Genomic DNA, 18,875 nt, shown 5'->3' with positions numbered 1-18,875 from the left:
AACGAGACTGGCTTCGCATCTGCGGCGGAGTTGCGCGGATGCAGGGCACGGTGCATGATCCGCACCATGGAACACCTGAATCCATTTCCAGGCATGAATCCGTTCATGGAACGGGCGCTACTGGAAGCTCAATTACCAGGAACCGCTGGAGCCTGCGCTGCCGGAGGCGGATCAATGCTGGGTGGTGGAGCAGTTGGGCAAGTGTGGCCTTGTGGCACGAACCACCTGATTTCCCGGCAGATGGATGGTGAAGGCAAAGCCCCCGCAGCAGGAGTCGTGATTCTTCATCGTGACAAGGAATGTCAATGAGCCTCTGCGACCGTCTAGCCTCTGCGGTTAAGTTGGATTGAACCGCAGCGGCTGGACGGTCGCAGAGCCGAAGATCATCACCGCCGTGCGTGGTGCTGGGCGTCGGTTTGAGGGAGGTGTCTCAGCAGATCAAAGCCATGTCCGGCCTCAATTTCCGAACAGCGGCTTCCGTTTCGGCGGGGCGGCGGTTTCGCTGGCCGGTTTGGAAGGATTGCCGCCGATTTTTTGCGCGGCCTTGAGTTCGGCGTCGGTGGGGGGCTTGCGCTCGTCCTTGTTGCCGCCGCCGAAGATGCGCGGGTGCCATTTCGCGTCGCCGACGGTGCCGGAGCCTTTGTAGGCCATCAGTTGCGTGACGGGAAACAGCAGTACGCCGAGGCCGCGCAGGCGCACCTCGGCGTTGAAGTCGATGTCGTCACGGATGAAGTCGATGTTGCCACGGCTGAAGATGCGGTAGGAACTGGACTCGGCCTCGATGTTCTGGGTGACGATGAAGCCGTCTGACACCTCGAAGGTACAGTCGGCCCTCTTGGCGACGTTGTAGCCCTTGATCAGCGGGGGCAGCATGGCGCCGATGACGGGCGTCAATGGCCCGAGCACGGGCAGCGCCATGAGGTTGCCATTAAGAATGCTGAGCGCGCCGCCGCCCTTGAGCGCCTTCCAGTCGTTCATGCGACCGGTGAATTTGAAATGACCGGTGATGTCGCCCACGCTTTCGTTGCCGGGGGAGTACACCTGCGCGAAGCGCTGGTAGCTGATGGCGTTCATGCGCAGTTCGCCGTCGTAGGGGTTGGGCTCGCGGTTTTCGTTCAAGGTGCCCTTCAAGGTCATGCCGCCGCCGAGCACGTCCGCGGCAACATCGAAACGGATGCTGCCGTCGCGGTTGTGAACCTCCGCGTTCACATTCTGGAACGGCAGTTTTTTGCCAAACACCTCGTACGGGAACCGGCCTGCTTTCACGTCCACATCATAGCTTTTCACGTTCGCGGCCAGGTTCACGGCACCCTTGGCATGCAGGGTGTCGCCAAACAGCCGCCCTTTGATGTCGAAGCTCAGCACGTCGCCGAGGATGTTCACGTCACCATAGGGAGCGGTGATGGGATAGTCCTCGTTCCACAGCACGTAATGCGCGCCGCCCACCGGATTTTTAAAGGTGACGTGGTAGTTGTTGAACTGCGGATTGCTCTTGTAGCCGATCGTGCCGTTGAACGTCACCTCCGTGCCGGCGGAGAAGCGGTAGCGGTCGATCTGGTCCGCCGCCTTGGGCGCGAAGGCGCGCACGATGCCTGCGGCGTCGGCCTCGGTCTGCACATTGACCAGCCGCAGCCACTTGGCGTCATCATGATCGTTCACGAAGACGAACTCCGCCGCCGCCGGGCCGTCGGTGCGCCGGGCACGGATGTTACTGTAGTTCTGGATGTCACCGAGCAGCGCCAGATCCAGCTCGACGGATTCAAACGGCACCTCCTTGTAACGGAAGTTGCGCAGCACGCCGTGGCCTGAGGTAGGGCATTCACGCAGATTCGTCGTCGGTCCGGCGCAGGCCATATGGACGTCGATGTGGGAGGTGTCGTCGAAGCCGAAGCGCTGGATGATTTCGCGCGTCTTGGGCAGCAGCACAAAGGGCAGAAACACATTGGGGTCCATGCGCAGCACGAGGTCGTATTTGAAGCCCTGCTCACGATGCTTCATCACGTTGAGGGCCAGGGAGCCGGTCTTGTGCTTGAGCAGTGCATCACGCACGATCATGCCCTCCCGCGTGGCACCAAGGTTGAGGCTGAGCGCGTTGAAAATTTCCCCCCGGCTGCCGAAGCGGCCGCAGTCGAGCCGGCCGGTGACTTCGGCGGGCACAAAATCCTCCGGCTGTGCTTTGCCCAGGAACAGGCTGCCTTCCAGCGCCAGTTGCGGCGCTTCATAGAACACGACCTCGCGCAGGTGCTCGCTGCTAAAGAAGGCCCGCGCCAAGCCCGGCAGATCGGCGCTCGAGGTCAGCCGGAAGCGCAGTTTCTCCGCGCCCATGCGCCAGGTGGCCGTGGCATCGAGAGTGCCAAGGTGGTCGCGCAGATGTAGCCGCTTCAAATCAATGAACCCGCCGTCATACTCCGCTTCCGCGACGAGTTCCTGCCAGACGTAGTCTTCAAAAGTCAGCCCCTCCGCCTGGAACAGCAGCTCCGCCCGCAGCTCCTGCGGCCGGTCCAGCGCACCGGACACCTTCACGCGCAGACTCGGCGCATGCGGTGCGCGAAACCGCGCCAGCCAGTCCAGCCCGTGCTGAATCTGCGCGCGGTGCTCCCGCATCGCGCTCAGCCGTTCCATGGCACTACGACTGGGCCGTGGCGGCAGTGCCAGGTCCGGTTTTGGCAGTTCCAGCACGCCACTGATCGAGATGTGCAGCCCGCCTGAGAGCAGACCCTCCGCATGCCGGATGTCGAGCTGGTTTTCCTCCAGGAAGGCGCGTGCGTTGAGATCCTTTAGCTCAATGACGGTCAGTTCCGGCCGCTCCGGATCCACCGGCAGCGCCACGCTCGCGTGCAGCAGCTCCAGCCCGTCAATCTTGACCCTGCCTTCGATCAGGCTGCCGAAATTCACGTCCAGGTCCAGCCGGTCCACCGCCGCGATGAGATGCTGTTTGCTGGCATCATTGAACACCTGCACGCCGCGCGCCACCAGCCCGCCGAAGGGATTCACCGTCAGTTGCTCGAATTCGAGATACACGCCGTGTCTCGCCAGTTCGCCCGTGACGAAGCCATGCCAGCGCTCGCGAAACGCGGTCGTGTTTAGGTACACGCCGACCGCCAGCACGGAGCTGGCAATCACAAACAGCAGGAGTCGGCGCAGGAAACGAAACATGAACGCGGCCAAGTTTAACCGCCGCATCCGCTCCCACAAGCAATCAAGTTGATCGTTGAAGGTGGATGGTTGATAGCCAGAAGCTGAGTTTCGACAGCAGCTAATCCTTCCATCAACGCCAGACCATCAACGCCAGACCATCAACGCTTCAGCGATAGCGCTCCGGCGCACCGAGCGGGAAGAAGCCCAGCGGCGCGATCTGATTGGCTTTCAACTTCTCAGGACCAATGCTCGGCGCATCAGCGGCGAGAAACACCGCGATCTGAATCACGCCGGTGCGACCCCGCGGACGGGTGTCAAACAGCGCGGCATCACCACTCACGGCCTTGAACAGCAGCGGCCCGTATGAGGCTTGCTCCAACATGAGCGTGCCATGCGGCTCCAACCGCAGACCACCACGTCGCAGGGAAGCTGCGGCACCGGTTTGAGCATCTTTGCCATCCACACTCAGGCCAAGCTCCAGCGGCATCGGCGTGCGGTTTTTCAGCACGATGCGGTAGGCTTGATGCGGCAGGCCGGCGACAAACAGAATGCCGCCGCAGAGATGGGATTCGAGCCATTTCCCCGTCGCCACATCCTGCAAGGCCAGCTCCAGGGTGCCATCGCCCATGCGGGCAAAGCCACGCTGCGTGTCCGGCACATCGCCTTGGCGTTCTACCAGACGGACGATTTGATCCGGCGCGGCATAAATGACACGCGCGACAAGATGCGGTGTCGTGGCGGTTTGCGATGGCCGCGCAGGCACGCCGTGCTGGTAGAGGTTCGGATCCTGCTGCCAGGCCGGTTTGAGCCTGCTCACACTGCATGCGGCCAGCAGGCCCATGCCCGCCGCCACCGCTGCTCTCATCCATGCGTATGTCCTGCCTGCGTTCCCGGTTGTCATTCTCACTGCGCGGTTGTCTTGATTTGAAAGGTAACACGCACCAGGCCGGACACTTCTTCCACCGAACGCCGCACCTCGCAGCCGAGCAGGCGCTCGATCATCTCGCATTCGAGTTCATCGACCATGTCATACCGTGCCGCCAGCGCCCGCAGCGGGCGGTGGTGCTCCACCAAGACAAGATGGCCGTGCGCATCCGTTTCACAGGCGCTCAGGCAGCCTTCGGCCGAGCGGAGCTTCGCCAGCAGCTTCGCCCGCTCCTCCACCGTGGACGCCTTGGCCAGTTTGGGCGTCCAGGCCTCGGCCTTGGCCTGAAAATAGGTGTACAGCAGCTTCGGCGGTGCGGTTTCGCCATACACGCGCTCGGCCGTCGTCAGCAGATCCAGCGTCAGCGCCGGGCCGGAGCAGAGAAACAGCGCATCCGCCTTCGACGTGAGGCGGTACAGTTTTTCAGGACGTCCCGCCCCTTTCGGCCTGCGCCACGTATCAAGAAAGCCTGCCTTCTCCAATTCCACACAATGCTGTTTCACGCCCATGTAGCTCATCTTCATCGCTGCACTCAGTTCATTGACCGACATGCCCAGCGAACCCTTCAGCCGCTGGACGATGTCCAGCACCGGCGAGTGCAGCATTTCTCGGAGCAGAGGAAGCATGCCCTCAGGCTAGCGCGCTGAGTGCCGCGTGCAACGTGGCGCTGAGCGCATCCGCCACCGACACGGCATGGGTCTGGATCACCGCATCGGTCCGGGCGGGTGGTTCAAAGCCATCCTGCGTGCCCGTCATGCCCGTCATCTGCTGGGCGGCGGCTTTGGCGTAGAGACCTTTCACATCGCGCGCAATGCAGACTTCCAGCGGGCAGTCGATGTGAATGAGGCGCACATGCTCGCCAAGAATCTGCCGTACGAGAGCGCGATGGTGCTCTTTGGGTGTCACGAACGCGCAGATGACCGTGTTTCCTTGGGCGGCGAGCAATTGGGCGAGGTGCGCGGCACGGCGCAGGTTTTCGCTGCGGTCGGCATCGCTGAAGCCAAGATCGGCGCAGAGGCCGGAGCGGAGGTCATCACCGTCGAGGAGCACGACCGGCGTGCCTGCGGCTTGCAGATGATCACGCAAGGCCCGCGAGAGCGTCGTCTTGCCGGAGGATGGCAGGCCGAAAAGCCAGAGCACCGGTTTCATGCGCTGCGCTGGCGGTGAAGCTGGGGTTTGACGACCGTGTGCATCGACTGCCGTTGCGGGACACGTTCATCACCGAGGAAATCAGCGATGCGGCTGGCTCCGGCCTGCGGATCGCGGACGAGTCCGGGGTAATCGACCTCCAGCAAGCTTACGCGCTGGTGCTGGCGCAGCACGGTGAGGATTTCGAGCGCGTGTTTTTGCTGTGCCGTTTCAAGATGCTTGCGTTCGGTCTTCGGGTTCGTGCCCTTGTGTTCCAGCATCTGCCACTGGCTGGCCACGACCTCCTGCACGGGCCGGGTCATGAAGATGATCTTGAACTTGTGCTTCGGCGGCAGGGCTGGCAGCAAGGCGCTGATGACCTTGGTGGCCTTGCCATGGGCCTGCTCGATGAGCAGCGGGCGCTTGGGCAGGTTCTTGATGTCTTCCCACTCCCAATAGCCTTCGGGATTGTCGATGTCGGCCGCGCGTTTGCCATCGTGCATGAGTTCCATGCCACCGGCACGCAGCATCTGCATCATGAGGCTGGTGCCGCTGCGGGGCAGGCCGCTGACGAGCACGAATTCCTGATCCGCAGGCATGTCGCTTTTGCTGGCGGCTTCACGTTCGCGCTTTTCTTCGAGTCGGCGCTGGCCTTCGGCGGCCAGGGCAGGGACGCGGGCGGCGCTTTCCTGGCGAACGCGCTCGGTGCGCTCCATCTCGGCCTTGCGATGTTCGCTGCGGAGCAGTTTGAGCTTCAAGAGCGCACCGTCGGCGGCTTCGGTGTTGCCCTGTCCGCGTAACGCGGCGGCGAGATAATGCCATGCGGGATAAAAATGCGGTGCGAGCTGCGTGGCGAGGCTGAGGGCCTGCGCGGCGGCGTCCCACTGCTTGAGCGTGACCAGGGCGACACCGAGGAGGAAATGGCCGCGTGGATTGCCGTATTGGAAGCCGGTGGCGGCGAGCGCGTAATCGACCGCGTCTTCCGGCTGATCGAGATGCAGCGCGGAACGCGCGAGACCGATGTGCGCGAGCGCGTTGTGTGGATCGACCTCCAGCGTGGTGTGGCAGGTCTGCTGGCAGTCTTCCCAGCGGTGCAGTTTGAGCAGCGCCTCAATGCGCAGGCTCAGGTAGGCGAGATCTCGCGGACGCTGCTCGGCGACGATGGCGAGGTGCTCCAGCGCCTTCGCGGGCTGCTTGCGCTCGATGGCGATGTTTGCCTGGATCATGTGCGCGCCGGTTTTGTCGCCAAAGCCTTCGAGAATGGTCGCGACGGTCTTCTCCGCCTCATTGAGCAGGCCGAGGCGCAGGTAGCAACGGGCCAGCACCTGGGCGTAGTCGAGGCGCTCCGGGTAACGATGATAAATGTCCTCCAGCATCGGCAGAGCCTGCTCGTGGCGGCCGGTGTCCATGCAGGCGCGGGCCATGTTCCAGGTGTTCTCGCGGTTCGTCTCCTCGGCGGCCTCGCCGGGATCGTCGGAGATCTCGTTGATGTAACCGAGATCGACGAACTGCTGCAGCAGCGCCTTGTTGTCGGCCTCAGTGAGCTGAGAAGTTTGGGAAGGACGGGGCTTCGATTCACTTTCCCAAGTCGGGATGGTCTTCACGTCCGGGGCATCTTCAAAAGCCTCACGCAGCACGCGGCCCTCCATGTCCTGGCCGACGGGGAGATCGAAGTAGGTCAGGATCGTCGGCGTCACATCGAGCAGACGCGCACCGTAGATCAGCGCGTCCTGTTTGAAGCCGGGACCGGCGGCGGCAAAGATGCCCTGGGGGCGATGCCACACGGTGATGCCTGCGGGAACACGCGGTGTGAAGGTGGGGCGCAGGTGATCGCTGTGGAAGCCGTGGTCGCTCACCAGCATGATCGCGGTGTCGGGACCGGCGATCTGCATCAGGCGGGCCAGCAGCAGGTCGTGGAAGCGGTAGGTGCTGTTCACCACGTCTTTGTAGAGCGCGAAGTCGGCCTCCGGCGCGCCTTGCATCTGCGGTGGGTGGTAGGGCATGAACTCGTGGCAGATCTCGTCGATGGCGCGGTAGTAGATGGCCGTGAAGTCCCAGTCGGGCCGGTTTTCCATCAGCCAGCACGCGGCGGAGTGTACACTCGATGCTTCAGCGAGTCGTTGTGCCAGTGACCACAACCGTTTGTCCTTCGTTTGATCAATCGTCGGCGCATCGGGCACGAACAACCGCAGCACTTCATCCGGGTCGATGTCCCAGGGGCTCACACGGCGCTCGTTGAGATGCGCGGCGAGGTCTTCCGGCCAGTAGGTGCCCGGCGCGGGCTTCGGCCAGTCTTCCGGCGCGTCTTCCTCGCGGTGCTTGAAGCTGTTGTAGAGGTTCGAGACGATGCAGCCCTGCGGATGCTGCTCCCCCTGCGTGGCGAACCAGCTCACCACATGGGATTTGAGCCCGCGCTCCCCCAGCATCTCCCACACCGTCTTGCAGCGCCGCGTGGCGGCGGAAACCGGCACAACCTGTCCTGCTTCATTCACTTCGGTGAATCCCGGCACGCCATGGTGATAGGCATGCTTCCCCGTGGCGATGCTCGTCCACAGCATCGGCGAGAGCTGTGGGTCTAGCGTGGTCAGATTGCCCGAGGTGCCTTGTTCCAGCAGGCGTTGCATTGCGGGCATCTGCCCGGCATCGACCAGCGGTTGGATGATTTTCCAATCCGCGCTGTCCCAGCCGACGAGGAGGAGTTTGGGGTTGGGAGCGGCGGGTGATGTCATGGGAAATTGAGATTGGAAGCTGCGGCGCGTAATGATAGCTTCAAGCCATGAACGCCCCAATCGCCGCACCTCCAGAGCAGAAGCGTCCTGTGCTGCACAAGCTGATCGACGAACTGCCCGTTGAAGAACTCGATCTCGTCGAGCGTGTGCTGGCGCGTTTGGAGATGGACCGTCTGTGGAAGGATGTCCGCGAAGGATTCACCGCAGACTGGGCGGCGGGCAAATATGCACGCCTAGACGAAGTCATCCGCGAAGTGCGTGCTGACCTGAAGCAGCGCGCGGCATGATCGTGGTGCTGGATACAAATGTGGTGCTGCAGGCGCTCAACCAGCGGCATCCGTTCGCGGTGATCCTGAACTCCTGGCACGCGGGCCAGTTCACCTGGGCCGTCTCCACCGACATCCTGCTGGAGTATCAAGAAGTCATCATCCGTGAGTCCGGCCTGGCACGCTGGCAGATGTTGGAGCGCCTGCTCGATCTCGCCGCCACCTACGCGGAGAATGTGCGTCAGGTTTCGCCGTCCTTTTTCTTCCGCACCATCTCCGCCGACCGTGATGACGACAAATTCGTCGACTGCGCCATCACGGTGAACGCCGACTTCATCGTGACGAGTGACGCACACTTCCGCCCCCTCATCGGCAGCGGCTACCGCCCCCAGCCGATCACGCCGGAGGCGTTCATAGAGCGGTTGCTTTTGAAGCAGCCGTGACGCTGGCTGGATGATCTTCCAGTCCGCGCTGTCCCAGCCGACGAGTAGGAGACGTTTCTTCTGGCTCATGGGATCAAAAAATGCGGGCAATGCTGCCCGCACCCTTGTGATGGTTGAGGTGATGCTGCGGAGCGGAGGCTCACGCCGCCTGTTTCCGCCTGCGGCGCAGGGCCAGACCGCCTAGACCGGCCAGGGCCAGAAGCGCACGGCTGGGCTCGGGTACAGCGGTGATGGTGATGGGCGTGTTCGCCACGGTCTCCACAAAGGCAGAGTTAATGGTGAGCGTTTTGTTGGCTTCCGTCCAGCTCACATTGGCCCAACCCCAATTGTTGGTGCTTGTCTTGAATGCGATGTTCTTGTTGAGCTGGTCGCTGGTGAAATCAGCGGGGGCTACATGCTGAAAAAAGGCCGAGCCTAACACCCCGTTGGAATTATTGCCGATGGTCGTGCCGCTAGCGAAGAATGTGGGAAGCCCTTGATAGCCGTTTACAGTCCCCGCACTGTAGACAGAACCCCAGCCATAGGAAGTTTTGGCTCCAAGTTGAACTACCGTCGGATTTGCATTGCTGAACAGAGTTCCGAAACCGGGTCCGACTGTGTTACCAATATTAAAGACATCAGGCGGGTTAGAGAGTTCGGTCCCGAACCCAAAGCTGACCGCGGTGACCGCAGCCTCCGCCTGCGGCGCGCCCAGCAGGGCGGCGGTGCCAGCGGCTCCGGCGAGGTAAGCGGCCATCTGAGGCCGATGAAAGGTGAATCCCGGACGAGCCGGACAACGTGTGGTGTGTGCGCGTGTTTTCATGTGTTGGACGGATGATTAACTCGACCCCTTTGGCACTTGCGGGGGGGGGGGGGGCAAGCGACAATTTCCTCAATTTCTGCCGCAGAACCTGCCGCGCCGAACCCAGTCACCACACTCCCGCAACAGCCAGCGGCTGGCTGATCTTCCCGTCCGCGTTGTCCCAGCCGACGCGGAGGATCATGGGTTTGGGGTGTGTGAAGTCAGGCATGGGGAAGATGGTAATGAGAAGTTTGATTGCACATGCATTCAGGGCAGGTCTTCGATTTCGATTTCCCAGTCTTCACGACCTGTGGCCTGCACCAGATCAGCCAGCCGCGCTGTGACTTTGCTCATCATGTCTTCAGGCGTGGTGACAAAGCCAACGACGGGCACATGGTCAGGCGCGAAAATGATGACCCGCACGCCGGGGCGGTGGAGGATGTGTCTGGCACCGTAGCCGAGCAACTCACCATTTATGCCCGTCTCGGAGACCCGGACGATGGCTTCGAAATCCGTCTCGTTATTGGGCCGGTAGAAAGCACGATCGGCGTCCAGTATGGGCTTCACGGCTTCCCCGCGCCAAACATAGAGAATGCCGTTTTTCGCGCGGACACTCGTGCCAGCGGGCAGATGCGGCTTCAGGCCACTTGCAGCGGCTTGCGCTTCCGCGCCCCACGGGTCGAAGTAGAGCGGCTTTTGGCCGAGACTTGCCGCCGTGATCTGGCTTTCGATGCCTGTTGCCGTTGCAGAGCCTTCACGAGCGCTCTCGACGTATAATCCGGGGAGAACGCGGCGGAGCACGCCTTCGACAGCCTGGCGGATTCTTGCGGCGTCGGCGGAGCGATCTCTGCCAGCGTCTTGGTCTCCGGGTTGATTTTGTAGCGGCGCGTTGCCATGCTGGTGAGGGTCGTTGGAATGGGCTGGAAGTTCAAGTTTTCTTTTGCGCCTAGGAATTTTAGAGTGAGCGGAAGACACTGTGGGCATGGAGATGTGCTGGGTAACGTCGGGCAAATCTGAATGGAAGAACTGAGAAGGGTGGAATGGAGGAACTGAAAATGGCATGAGCATGACGCTGCGGGCTTGGCTCTGTCCATTCCTTCATTTTCAGTTCCGCCATTCTCAGTTCTTCCATTTCTGCACTTATGAGCAAGCCATCCCGAGCGCTCCACAAAAAAGGTGCGGGCACTGCGGCCAAGCACTTGCGCCTGAATGCAGACGGGTACAAACAAGCGAATTTTCTGCATGAGCACGCCTCGTCTCCAAAGACCAACACCGCGAACTGGCAACGCCCGGCAGCGCACATCACAGCTCAAGCTGGTCGCCGTTTCGCTGGCCTTTGCCGCCGCACTAGCCGCCACGGGTTACTACGCCTTGCGGCTGCTGAGTGGCCCAGTGGTGAAGCCAGTGCCAACAGCCGATTCCCGGCCCCAGCAGTCGAAATCACCCACCGGGAGCACCATTTTAGCGACACCTGCGTCCAAAGCACCCGCCCAGCCGCAGACCACGCTCAGCCGCATCGGCCAAGTCGAAGCCGCTAAGCAAAACAAGCCCGCCGGGCCGCTGTACGATCCGCGCAGCAGCAATGCGGCGCTGGCGTATGAATCCCTCCCGCTGGAGTCCCCGCAAGTGGCCGAGGCGCAGGCGGTGCTGACGAAGTATGCGCAAGCCGCGACCTGGCGTGAGCGGCTGCCCTTCGTCTTCGCGCCGGAACGCATCGAAGCGCTGATGCAGGAGCAGTACGAGAAGCGTGGTCAAAAAGATCCCGAACATGGTGGTCTGCTCGCTGCGGGCATCATCACGGCGGGCACTTCCACGGTGCTCAATCTCCAGTTCGCCTGTGCCACCCGGCCCGATGCCGGGATGCGCGCCAATTTCCACCGCAACCGCAACGGCAAGCTGATGCTCGACTGGGAATCGTGGGTGGCCTGGACCGAGAAGACGTGGCCCGAATTCAAACAGGAGCATTCGCAGCTGTCCGTCGTCATGCGTGCCGTCGCCAGCGAGAGCAGCTACTACAACTACGAGTTCAGCGAGGGCTGGCGCTGGCTGGCGGTGAAACTGCGCAGCCCCGATGGCCTGCACAACGTGACCGGCTACATCGAGCGCAACACCGTGCTCGGCATCGCCCTGGCCAACCTCATCGGCGTGCCCCTGCCACACAAACTGCCGGATGGGACGCCGATGCCTGCGCTGAAGCTGCCAGGATCGAAGGCATTGGTGACCGTACGGCTGGCGTTTCCCGCCAAGGCGCAGTCGGACCACTGCGTGAACATCACAGAGATCCTCGCGGACCGCTGGCTGCTGTTTCCGGGGGAAGGGAAGTGAAGGCGTCTGTGCAGGACCGGGTGGCGTAATTTTGTGCCGGAACTGCTCCCCCTTCATTGACAGGGGAACTTCCCCGCGCCTAACCTTCGCCCCCACCGACCCGCAGCACATGCACGACACCCCCACGCTGCCTGAGAAGGAGTTCCGCTCCCACGCTCCTGGCTTTTGGTCAGACAAACACATCTCCCCCGCCGACTGGAACAGCTCCACCTGGCAGCTCAAGAACCGGATCACCACGCTCAAGCAGCTTGAGGAGCATCTCACGCTCTCTGAAGAAGAACGCGCTGGCGTTTTGCTCTCCGGCAACAAGCTGGCGATGGCAATCACGCCGCACTATTTCAACCTGATGGATGCCGAAGATCCCGGCTGCCCCATTCGCCGCCAGGTCATCCCGCGCATTGAGGAGACCTGGGAAGATCCCGATGAAATGAGCGATCCCTGCGGCGAAGACAGCCATATGCCGGTGCCGGGGCTCGTACATCGCTATCCAGATCGCGTCCTGTTCCTGGTGACGGACCGCTGCGCCAGCTACTGCCGCTACTGCACCCGCAGTCGCGTTGTTTCCGGTGTGGGCGAGCAGGAACTGCACATCGAGTTCGAAGCCGCGTTCCGCTACCTCGAACGCCACACGGAAATCCGCGATGTGCTGCTCTCCGGCGGTGATCCGCTGCTCTTTTCCGATGCCAAACTCGACGCACTGCTCACGCGCCTGCGGGCGATCAAGCACATCGAGTTCATCCGCATCGGCAGTCGCGTACCGATCTTCCTGCCGCAGCGCATCACGCCCGAGCTGTGCCGCATGCTGCAGAAGCATCATCCGCTCTGGCTCAGCATTCACACTAATCATCCGCGCGAACTCACCACCGAGGTGCGCGATGGCCTCGCCCTCCTCGCCAATCACGGCGTGCCGCTCGGCAATCAAAGCGTGCTGCTGCGTGGCGTGAACGACAACGCCGATGTGATGAAAAGCCTCGTCCACAAGCTGCTCATGTGCCGCGTGCGACCGTACTATCTCTACCAGTGCGATTTGATCCAGGGCTCCTCGCATCTGCGCACCAGCGTGGCCGACGGCATCGACATTATCGAGCAACTGCGCGGCCACACCACCGGCTACGCCGTGCCGCAGTTCGTCATCGACGCTCCGGGTGGCGGCGGCAAAGTGCCGCTGAATCCCGACTACGTGCTCGTGCGTGACGAGCAACGCGTCGTCATCCGTAACTACGAGGGCAAAACCTTCGAGTATCCCGAACCGGCGCTGGTGCAGCGGTGATCTCGACGTCTCCTCGTTCAGCCAGCGCGGCGCGTGGAAGTCACTTCTTCCCCTTCTGCGCCGCCGCCGTGAACCAGTCACCGCCGCCACCGCCACCAAAGGGATTGCCCATGCCGCCGCCAGAGCTGCGATTACCGCCACCACTGCTCGAAAAGCTGCGCTGACCGCCTGGAGCGGCACCCGCAGGCCGTGGACCACCGCTGCCGACTTTCTTCTCAAAGTCCGGCTTCGACTTCATGCTCAGCGCGATGCGCTTCCGCGGAATATCCACCTCCGTCACCGTCACCTGCACACGCTGGGCCACTTTCACGACTTCCGCCGCATCGCGCACAAACGTGTCACTGAGCTGACTCACATGCACGAGCCCGTCCTGATGCACGCCGATGTCCACGAAGGCGCCGAAGGCCGTCACGTTCGTCACAATGCCCGGCAGTTTCATGCCAACGGTGAGATGTTTCATCTCGCTGACGCCTTCGGCAAAGTTGAAGACCTCGAACTGCTTGCGCGGATCGCGGCCGGGCTTCGCCAGCTCGTTCATGATGTCTTGCAGCGTCGGCAGGCCGACATCCGCGCTGACATACTTCTTCAAATCGATCTTCTGGCGCAAATCCGCGCGCTGCATCAGATCCGATACCGTGCAGCCGATTTCAGCGGCCATTTTTTCGACGAGCGGGTAGCGCTCAGGATGCACGGCACTTGAGTCCAGTGGATGCGCCGCATCGCGGATGCGCAGGAAGCCTGCGGCTTGCTCAAAGGCCTTGTCGCCAAGCCGTGGCACCTTGAGCAGGTCTTTGCGCGTCTTGAACGGACCGTTCTCGTTGCGGAAGGCCACGATGTTGGCCGCATGGCTGGAGTTCAGGCCGGAGACATAGCTGAGGAGCTGCTTGCTGGCCGTGTTCAGCTCCACACCGACGCCGTTCACCGCGCTGATCACCACGTTGTCGAGACTGCTCTTGAGCAGGTTCTGATCGACATCATGCTGATACTGCCCCACGCCGATCGACTTTGGATCAAGCTTCACCAGCTCCGCCAGCGGGTCCATGAGACGCCGGGCGATGGAAACCGAGCCGCGCACGGTGATGTCCTGCGTTGGGAACTCCTCGCGCGCCACTTCACTGGCGCTGTAAATTGAAGCACCGCTTTCATTCACCATGATCACCGGAATCGCCTTCGGCAGGCCGATCTTGTTCACGAACATCTCCGTTTCACGGCTGGCGGTGCCATTGCCGATAGCAATGGCTTGAATCTTGAAGCGCTCGACCAAATTCGTCAGCAACGTCTTCGCATGCATCAGACCGTTGCCTTCGCCGAGCAGGTAAATGACATCGTTGAACAAAAGCTGCCCCTGCGCATCGAGCACCACGACTTTGCAGCCCGTGCGGAAGCCCGGATCGATGCCCAGCACGCGCTTCTGGCCCAGCGGAGCCGCCAGCAGCAATTCACGCAGATTGTCGGCAAACACGCGCACGGATTCAGTGTCAGCCTTCTTCTTGGATTCCAGGCGAGTCTCGGTTTCCATGCTGGAACTCATCAGGCGCTTGTAACTGTCCGCGCAGGCCAGCTTCACCTGATCGGAGCACGCATTGCCGCCTTTGACGAAGATGGTTTCGAGCATCTTGACCGCCGTGTCCTCCGCTGGCGTGATGCGCATGAGCAGAAAGCCTTCTTTTTCGCCACGGCGGATCGCCAGCATGCGGTGAGACGGGATCGACTTCAGCGGTTCGCTCCAGTCGAAGTAATCGCGAAACTTCTGCGCCTCCTCGTCAGTCTCCTTGCCAAACATGACCTTGGAAATCACCGTGGACTGCTCCGCGAAGAATTTTCTCAGCGTCGCACGCGCTTCCGCATGATCGCTGATGCGTTCCGCGATGATGTCGCGCGCACCGCTAAGTGCATCCGCCGCATCTTTGACACGCAGCTCTTCTGTTTCGTGAGTCGTGTTCACAAACTTCGCCGCCTCAGCGCTCAGATCGACGCTCTGCGTCAGCAAATTGGCCTCAATGAAGTCCGCCAGCGGCTCCAGGCCCTTTTCCTTGGCGATGGTGGCCCGTGTGCGGCGTTTTGGCCGGAACGGCGCAAAGATGTCCTCCAGCGCATTGACCGTCTCCGCTTTGTCGATCTTCGCACGCAGGATGTCCGTCATCAGCTTGCGCTCTTCGAGCGACTTCACGATGGCTCCACGCCGGTCATCCAGCGCCACAAGCTGCTCCATGCGCTCCTTCACATTCAGAATCTGCACCTCATCCATCGATCCCGTCGCTTCCTTTCGATATCGGGCGATGAACGGCACCGTGGCACCGTCGGCAAAGAGTTTCGCCGTCGCGCCGACCTGAATGGCCCGCAGGCCCAGTTCCTTGGCGACACGCTCGACGTGAGCGACATTGATGTTGAGTTCGTTGGCAGCAGACATGGTTGGGAAATTGGAAAGAGTTAAACTCGGTTGGGAATGGTGGAGTTAGCGAGTCCACTCCATGCGGCAACTGATGAGCACACGAAGTGAAAAACTTTTGTCCGAGGCATGGCTTGACAGGGGAATTCGCCCTCGACTTTCAACTGGGGTGAAGTCAAAATGTCCTCATGCCAAAAACCATCCATCTGCCGATGCCCTCCACTGGCGAACTCGGCCAGCTTAAGCTGCCAGCAGCAGTTCAAGGACGCTTGGACGAACTGCTGGATCGACAGGACCAGGGCATCAAGCTCACCGCCAAAGAACGTCGCGAAGCCGAGGGTCTCGTCGAAATGGCCGAGTGGCTCTCGCTGCTCAAACTACGAGCGCGGCGGCTGCAGCATGCTGCGGCGGCATGAGTGTCTCGGCGATGCTTCGCAGACAAGTGACGCAGCGAGCCAAGAGCCGTTGCGAATACTGCAAGCTGTCCCAAGCCGGCCAGGAAGCCATCTTCCACATCGATCACATCATCCCAGAAATGGATGGCGGAGCGACCACGCTAGACAACCTCGCTCTTGCCTGCGTGTCCTGCTCACTTCGAAAAGGAGCCAGACAAGTGGCGAACGATCCTGTCACCGGCACACTGGTACGGCTGTTTCACCCGCGCCTGCAAATATGGCAGGACCATTTCAAATACGACGGCGTTCGTGCCGTCGGCTTGACGCCCGTTGGCAGGGCCACGCTGAATGTTCTCAAGATGAACCGTCTGGTTCTCCAGGCCATTCGCGCGGAAGAATCCATGCTCGGCAGGCATCCGCCGCCACTCGATTGAAAAACCGCGTTAACCCGCGATCTATGCACATGAAGCACCTCTGTTTGTTCATCCTGCTGCTCAATGGCCTCGCCCACGGCCAAGACTGGCCGCGCTGGCGTGGCGTGAATGCCGATGGGCGATGGAATCCCACAGGCATTCCGGCGGATTTCGCGAAGAAGGAGCCTGAACGCCTTTGGAAACAGGAGATTGGTGCCGGATTCGGTGGGGTGACTGTCAGTGGCGGGCTGGTTTATGTCATGGACCGGCTCAAAACTCCGAAGGAGATCGAGCGCGTGCTGTGTTTCGATGCAGAGAGTGGCAAGGAGGTGTGGCAGCAGAACTGGGACGTGAGTTATGGTGGCATGGATTACGGAACCGGGCCGCGTGCTTCGGTGAACATCACGGATCACAAGGCGTATGCGCTGGGCGCGACGGGCGTGGCATCGTGTCTGGACGCGAAGACGGGCAAGGTACTCTGGCAGGTCGATACAGTCGAAACCTGCGGCGCAAAGATTCCGACCTGGGGCTTTGCGGCGTCTCCGGTGATCGACGGAGAGCGCGTTTTGCTGCACGTCGGCGCGAAGGACGGCTCCGTCATTGCGTTGGACAAAAACAGCGGCAAGGAACTGTGGCGCGGCGGCCCTGATCCGGCGGGCTACTGCACGCCGGAGATCCTCACGCATTCTGGGACACGTCAGCTCATCGCCTGGGGGCCGGAACATGTGCAGAGCCTCAATTCTGACAGCGGGGCGGTGAACTGGACCTATCCGTACAAGATCACGTATGGCGTCAGCATCGCGCAGCCGCTTTACCATGGCGGCGTGCTGCTCGTCTCCGGTTATTGGCATGGGGCGAAGGCGTTTCGGCTTGGAACGGGCGTTGAACTTCTTTGGGAAAATGAAACCGAGATTTGCGGCCTCATGTCGGCGCCGCTGTTCAAAGACGGCATCGTTTATATGCTCGACAAGAAGCGTGGTCTGCAAGCCTTCGAGTTGAATACCGGCAAAATCCTCTGGAGCGATGACAACACGCTCACGCCGAAGGACAGCAACCCACAGATGAGTCTCGTGTGGATGGATGAAGCGAAAAACCTCGCCGCGCTGCTCAACGCGAGCGGTGAACTGGTCTATGTGACGCTCAACCCCGAAAAGCGCGAAGAGCTGGCCCGCTGGCAGATCATCGGCAAAACCTGGGCACATCCCGCCTTTGCTGGAAGCCGGGTATTTGCGCGGAATGACAAAGAACTCGTCGCGTGGCGGCTGTGGTGATTGGTGTGTAGCCGCGTTCGCCAGAACGCGGAGCGGGAGACGCGAACGAACTCAGCCCACGCTCTGGCGAGCGTGGCTACAGCGAAGACCAATCAGCAGCTCGCCACTCACTTCGCCACACGCAGTTTTTCGAGCCTGCGACTTATCCGTATCCCGTGCAGGTGCTGCGCATCGGCAACGACCTGACCTGGGTCACGCTCGGTGGTGAAGTCGTCGTGGATTATTCACTCCGCCTCAAACAGGACGTCAAAGACCCCATTGTGTGGGTCAGCGGTTACACCAACGACGTCATGGCCTACATCCCCAGCCTGCGCATCTGGCAGGAAGGCGGCTACGAAGGCGGCGGCGCGATGATCTACGGCACGCATCCGACCCGCTGGAGCGACAAGACCGAGGAGCACATAGTAGGCACCGTGATGGCGTTGCGGAAAGTGGTGGAGTGATTTCACCACACCTCACTAACCCGACTTAGCGAACTCGACAAGCCGCCGAAGCTGGAAGCCTTGATTTTGCGACATCGAGGTCAAAAGGTCTGCACTACATGGCTTGCAAATTCACGCACTCGGTTGGCTCGGGCCACTACTTGGTGGTGCGGTGATTTTCGGCGGCTCTTCGCGGCACCGATGGACTGGTGCATGGCGTCACGTTTGAGCGGGCGTTTGCGGGTCTTCAGATCGGCGAGTCGGTCGATGTAAGCACGCAGTCGCCGCCGCCGCTTGGAGCGTTCTTTGGCGATGCGGTCCTGACTCTGCGCGAGGATGTAGGTCTCGCAATCTTGCACCAGCAGCTTCACGCGTACGTTGGGCCGTGCCTGCTTCCACTCGCGCTTCGCCAAGGCACTCTCCAGGCTGCTGAGTTTGCCTTTGGGCGTGCCCACGAGGTAGTTCACAGGTGGATTGCTCTTGCGCATGAGTTCGAGTGTTTCCTCGGTGGGAATGCCGCGATCCATCACCCAGGTGCGCTGTGCTTTGCCATACTGCGCTTCGATTTTAGCGAGGAAGTCTTTGAGCGTGGTCTTATCCGTCGTGTTCCCGGCGAGCACTTCGTAAGCCAAAGGAAAACCCTCCGGCGTGACGATCAGCGCGATGACCACCTGCACGCAATCACCGCGCTTATCGCGGCTGTAACCGAAGCGGCGTTTGTCCTTGGGATCATCCGGAGGATCACTTTCAAAGTAGGTGCTCGTCAGATCATAAAGCAGCACCTCATACTTCGCCGCGAAGAGATCGCGCCAACGCTCGGTGAGATGATCAAAGAGCGCCCGCTTGTGCGCGAGGAGCTTGTCGTGGCATGAGTAAAGCCGGTGGATCTCAGCCAACGAAAAATCACCACCGAGCAAATCAGCGATGGCCGTGTGATCAAACCAATGCCGATGCAGCCGCCATTCCGCCCCTGGATCGAT

Annotated in this window: 18 protein-coding genes; 9 read left to right on the top strand and 9 right to left on the bottom strand. The window is 61.3% G+C overall.

Annotated elements, in window-relative coordinates; genetic code table 11:
- Positions 1 to 66: 66 nt before the first annotated feature.
- Complete coding sequence (locus ACKVY0_RS24435; RefSeq protein WP_409217478.1) at positions 67 to 309, top strand: hypothetical protein; 243 nt, start codon at positions 67 to 69, stop codon at positions 307 to 309.
- Positions 310 to 456: 147 nt separating this feature from the next.
- On the opposite strand, the gene ACKVY0_RS24430 is transcribed toward ACKVY0_RS24435, so the two are convergent.
- From ACKVY0_RS24430 to ACKVY0_RS24410, 5 genes are all read right to left on the bottom strand, one after another.
- Complete coding sequence (locus ACKVY0_RS24430) at positions 457 to 3,156, bottom strand: hypothetical protein (protein WP_409217477.1); 2,700 nt, start codon at positions 3,154 to 3,156, stop codon at positions 457 to 459.
- A gap of 148 nt (positions 3,157 to 3,304) precedes the next feature.
- Positions 3,305 to 4,003, bottom strand: coding sequence for a hypothetical protein (locus ACKVY0_RS24425; protein WP_409217476.1), 699 nt, complete (start codon positions 4,001 to 4,003; stop codon positions 3,305 to 3,307).
- Between the two features lie 38 nt (positions 4,004 to 4,041).
- Positions 4,042 to 4,689: a helix-turn-helix transcriptional regulator gene (locus tag ACKVY0_RS24420; protein WP_409217475.1), complete on the bottom strand. Its 648-nt coding sequence runs from the start codon at positions 4,687 to 4,689 to the stop codon at positions 4,042 to 4,044.
- 4 nt (positions 4,690 to 4,693) lie between these two features.
- Entirely contained in the window at positions 4,694 to 5,212 is a 519-nt protein-coding gene (gene cysC, locus ACKVY0_RS24415) for an adenylyl-sulfate kinase (RefSeq protein WP_409217474.1), read from the bottom strand.
- Positions 5,209 to 7,920, bottom strand: a complete 2,712-nt coding sequence (locus ACKVY0_RS24410) for an alkaline phosphatase family protein (protein ID WP_409217473.1) — start codon at positions 7,918 to 7,920, stop codon at positions 5,209 to 5,211. The genes cysC and ACKVY0_RS24410 overlap by 4 nt, the downstream gene beginning before the upstream one ends.
- A gap of 47 nt (positions 7,921 to 7,967) precedes the next feature.
- Between ACKVY0_RS24410 and ACKVY0_RS24405 the strand changes: the two genes are divergently transcribed.
- Both ACKVY0_RS24405 and ACKVY0_RS24400 read left to right on the top strand, forming a co-directional pair.
- A complete protein-coding gene (locus ACKVY0_RS24405; RefSeq protein WP_409217472.1) occupies positions 7,968 to 8,207 on the top strand; it encodes a hypothetical protein in 240 nt (79 codons plus the stop codon).
- Positions 8,204 to 8,629 carry a putative toxin-antitoxin system toxin component, PIN family gene (locus ACKVY0_RS24400; RefSeq protein WP_409217471.1) on the top strand — a complete coding sequence of 142 codons (426 nt, stop codon included), beginning with the start codon at positions 8,204 to 8,206 and terminating at the stop codon, positions 8,627 to 8,629. The genes ACKVY0_RS24405 and ACKVY0_RS24400 overlap by 4 nt, the downstream gene beginning before the upstream one ends.
- Positions 8,630 to 8,768: 139 nt before the next feature.
- Here ACKVY0_RS24400 and ACKVY0_RS24395 read toward each other — a convergent pair whose 3' ends face one another.
- On the bottom strand, positions 8,769 to 9,365 hold the full coding sequence (locus ACKVY0_RS24395) for a PEP-CTERM sorting domain-containing protein (RefSeq protein WP_409217470.1): 597 nt from the start codon (positions 9,363 to 9,365) through the stop codon (positions 8,769 to 8,771).
- Positions 9,366 to 9,677: 312 nt separating this feature from the next.
- Entirely contained in the window at positions 9,678 to 10,211 is a 534-nt protein-coding gene (locus ACKVY0_RS24390) for a hypothetical protein (RefSeq protein ID WP_409217469.1), read from the bottom strand.
- 441 nt (positions 10,212 to 10,652) lie between these two features.
- On the opposite strand from ACKVY0_RS24390, the gene ACKVY0_RS24385 reads away from it, so the two are divergent.
- Both ACKVY0_RS24385 and ACKVY0_RS24380 read left to right on the top strand, forming a co-directional pair.
- On the top strand, positions 10,653 to 11,735 hold the full coding sequence (locus ACKVY0_RS24385; RefSeq protein WP_409217468.1) for a hypothetical protein: 1,083 nt from the start codon (positions 10,653 to 10,655) through the stop codon (positions 11,733 to 11,735).
- Between the two features lie 109 nt (positions 11,736 to 11,844).
- The gene (locus ACKVY0_RS24380; protein ID WP_409217467.1) at positions 11,845 to 13,005 is read left to right on the top strand and encodes a KamA family radical SAM protein; all 1,161 of its coding nucleotides are present in this window, start codon (positions 11,845 to 11,847) and stop codon (positions 13,003 to 13,005) included.
- A 40-nt stretch (positions 13,006 to 13,045) separates the two neighbouring features.
- On the opposite strand, the gene ACKVY0_RS24375 is transcribed toward ACKVY0_RS24380, so the two are convergent.
- Positions 13,046 to 15,415 (bottom strand): Tex family protein, encoded by a 2,370-nt coding sequence (locus tag ACKVY0_RS24375; RefSeq protein WP_409217466.1) that lies wholly within the window; start codon positions 15,413 to 15,415, stop codon positions 13,046 to 13,048.
- Between the two features lie 167 nt (positions 15,416 to 15,582).
- Here ACKVY0_RS24375 and ACKVY0_RS24370 point away from each other — a divergent pair, with 167 nt between their 5' ends.
- From ACKVY0_RS24370 to ACKVY0_RS24355, 4 genes are all read left to right on the top strand, one after another.
- The gene (locus tag ACKVY0_RS24370; RefSeq protein ID WP_409217465.1) at positions 15,583 to 15,810 is read left to right on the top strand and encodes a hypothetical protein; all 228 of its coding nucleotides are present in this window, start codon (positions 15,583 to 15,585) and stop codon (positions 15,808 to 15,810) included.
- A gap of 11 nt (positions 15,811 to 15,821) precedes the next feature.
- Positions 15,822 to 16,223: an HNH endonuclease gene (locus ACKVY0_RS24365; RefSeq protein WP_409217464.1), complete on the top strand. Its 402-nt coding sequence runs from the start codon at positions 15,822 to 15,824 to the stop codon at positions 16,221 to 16,223.
- 29 nt (positions 16,224 to 16,252) lie between these two features.
- Positions 16,253 to 17,473 (top strand): PQQ-binding-like beta-propeller repeat protein, encoded by a 1,221-nt coding sequence (locus ACKVY0_RS24360; protein ID WP_409217463.1) that lies wholly within the window; start codon positions 16,253 to 16,255, stop codon positions 17,471 to 17,473.
- Between the two features lie 155 nt (positions 17,474 to 17,628).
- The gene (locus ACKVY0_RS24355) at positions 17,629 to 17,916 is read left to right on the top strand and encodes a hypothetical protein (protein WP_409217462.1); all 288 of its coding nucleotides are present in this window, start codon (positions 17,629 to 17,631) and stop codon (positions 17,914 to 17,916) included.
- An 80-nt stretch (positions 17,917 to 17,996) separates the two neighbouring features.
- On the opposite strand, the gene ACKVY0_RS24350 is transcribed toward ACKVY0_RS24355, so the two are convergent.
- Positions 17,997 to 18,875, bottom strand: an 879-nt coding sequence (locus ACKVY0_RS24350; protein WP_409217461.1) for an IS1634 family transposase, incomplete at its 5' end; no start/stop codon positions are given.

Source organism: Prosthecobacter sp. (genome assembly GCF_046154365.1).
In the GTDB taxonomy this organism is placed as follows: domain Bacteria; phylum Verrucomicrobiota; class Verrucomicrobiia; order Verrucomicrobiales; family Verrucomicrobiaceae; genus Prosthecobacter.
The sequence above is the reverse complement of the archived record's forward strand: the minus strand, read 5'-3'. Positions and strand labels throughout refer to the sequence as shown.

Excerpts from the sequence above, each read along its gene's own strand:
- ACKVY0_RS24435 (WP_409217478.1), top strand. The coding sequence starts at position 67 with ATGGAACACCTGAATCCATTTCCAGGCATGAATCCGTTCATGGAACGG.
- ACKVY0_RS24430 (WP_409217477.1), bottom strand. The coding sequence starts at position 3,156 with ATGTTTCGTTTCCTGCGCCGACTCCTGCTGTTTGTGATTGCCAGCTCC.
- ACKVY0_RS24425 (WP_409217476.1), bottom strand. The coding sequence starts at position 4,003 with ATGAGAGCAGCGGTGGCGGCGGGCATGGGCCTGCTGGCCGCATGCAGT.
- ACKVY0_RS24420 (WP_409217475.1), bottom strand. The coding sequence starts at position 4,689 with ATGCTTCCTCTGCTCCGAGAAATGCTGCACTCGCCGGTGCTGGACATC.
- cysC (WP_409217474.1), bottom strand. The coding sequence starts at position 5,212 with ATGAAACCGGTGCTCTGGCTTTTCGGCCTGCCATCCTCCGGCAAGACG.
- ACKVY0_RS24410 (WP_409217473.1), bottom strand. The coding sequence starts at position 7,920 with ATGACATCACCCGCCGCTCCCAACCCCAAACTCCTCCTCGTCGGCTGG.
- ACKVY0_RS24405 (WP_409217472.1), top strand. The coding sequence starts at position 7,968 with ATGAACGCCCCAATCGCCGCACCTCCAGAGCAGAAGCGTCCTGTGCTG.
- ACKVY0_RS24400 (WP_409217471.1), top strand. The coding sequence starts at position 8,204 with ATGATCGTGGTGCTGGATACAAATGTGGTGCTGCAGGCGCTCAACCAG.
- ACKVY0_RS24395 (WP_409217470.1), bottom strand. The coding sequence starts at position 9,365 with ATGGCCGCTTACCTCGCCGGAGCCGCTGGCACCGCCGCCCTGCTGGGC.
- ACKVY0_RS24385 (WP_409217468.1), top strand. The coding sequence starts at position 10,653 with ATGAGCACGCCTCGTCTCCAAAGACCAACACCGCGAACTGGCAACGCC.
- ACKVY0_RS24380 (WP_409217467.1), top strand. The coding sequence starts at position 11,845 with ATGCACGACACCCCCACGCTGCCTGAGAAGGAGTTCCGCTCCCACGCT.
- ACKVY0_RS24375 (WP_409217466.1), bottom strand. The coding sequence starts at position 15,415 with ATGTCTGCTGCCAACGAACTCAACATCAATGTCGCTCACGTCGAGCGT.
- ACKVY0_RS24370 (WP_409217465.1), top strand. The coding sequence starts at position 15,583 with ATGCCAAAAACCATCCATCTGCCGATGCCCTCCACTGGCGAACTCGGC.
- ACKVY0_RS24365 (WP_409217464.1), top strand. The coding sequence starts at position 15,822 with ATGCTTCGCAGACAAGTGACGCAGCGAGCCAAGAGCCGTTGCGAATAC.
- ACKVY0_RS24360 (WP_409217463.1), top strand. The coding sequence starts at position 16,253 with ATGAAGCACCTCTGTTTGTTCATCCTGCTGCTCAATGGCCTCGCCCAC.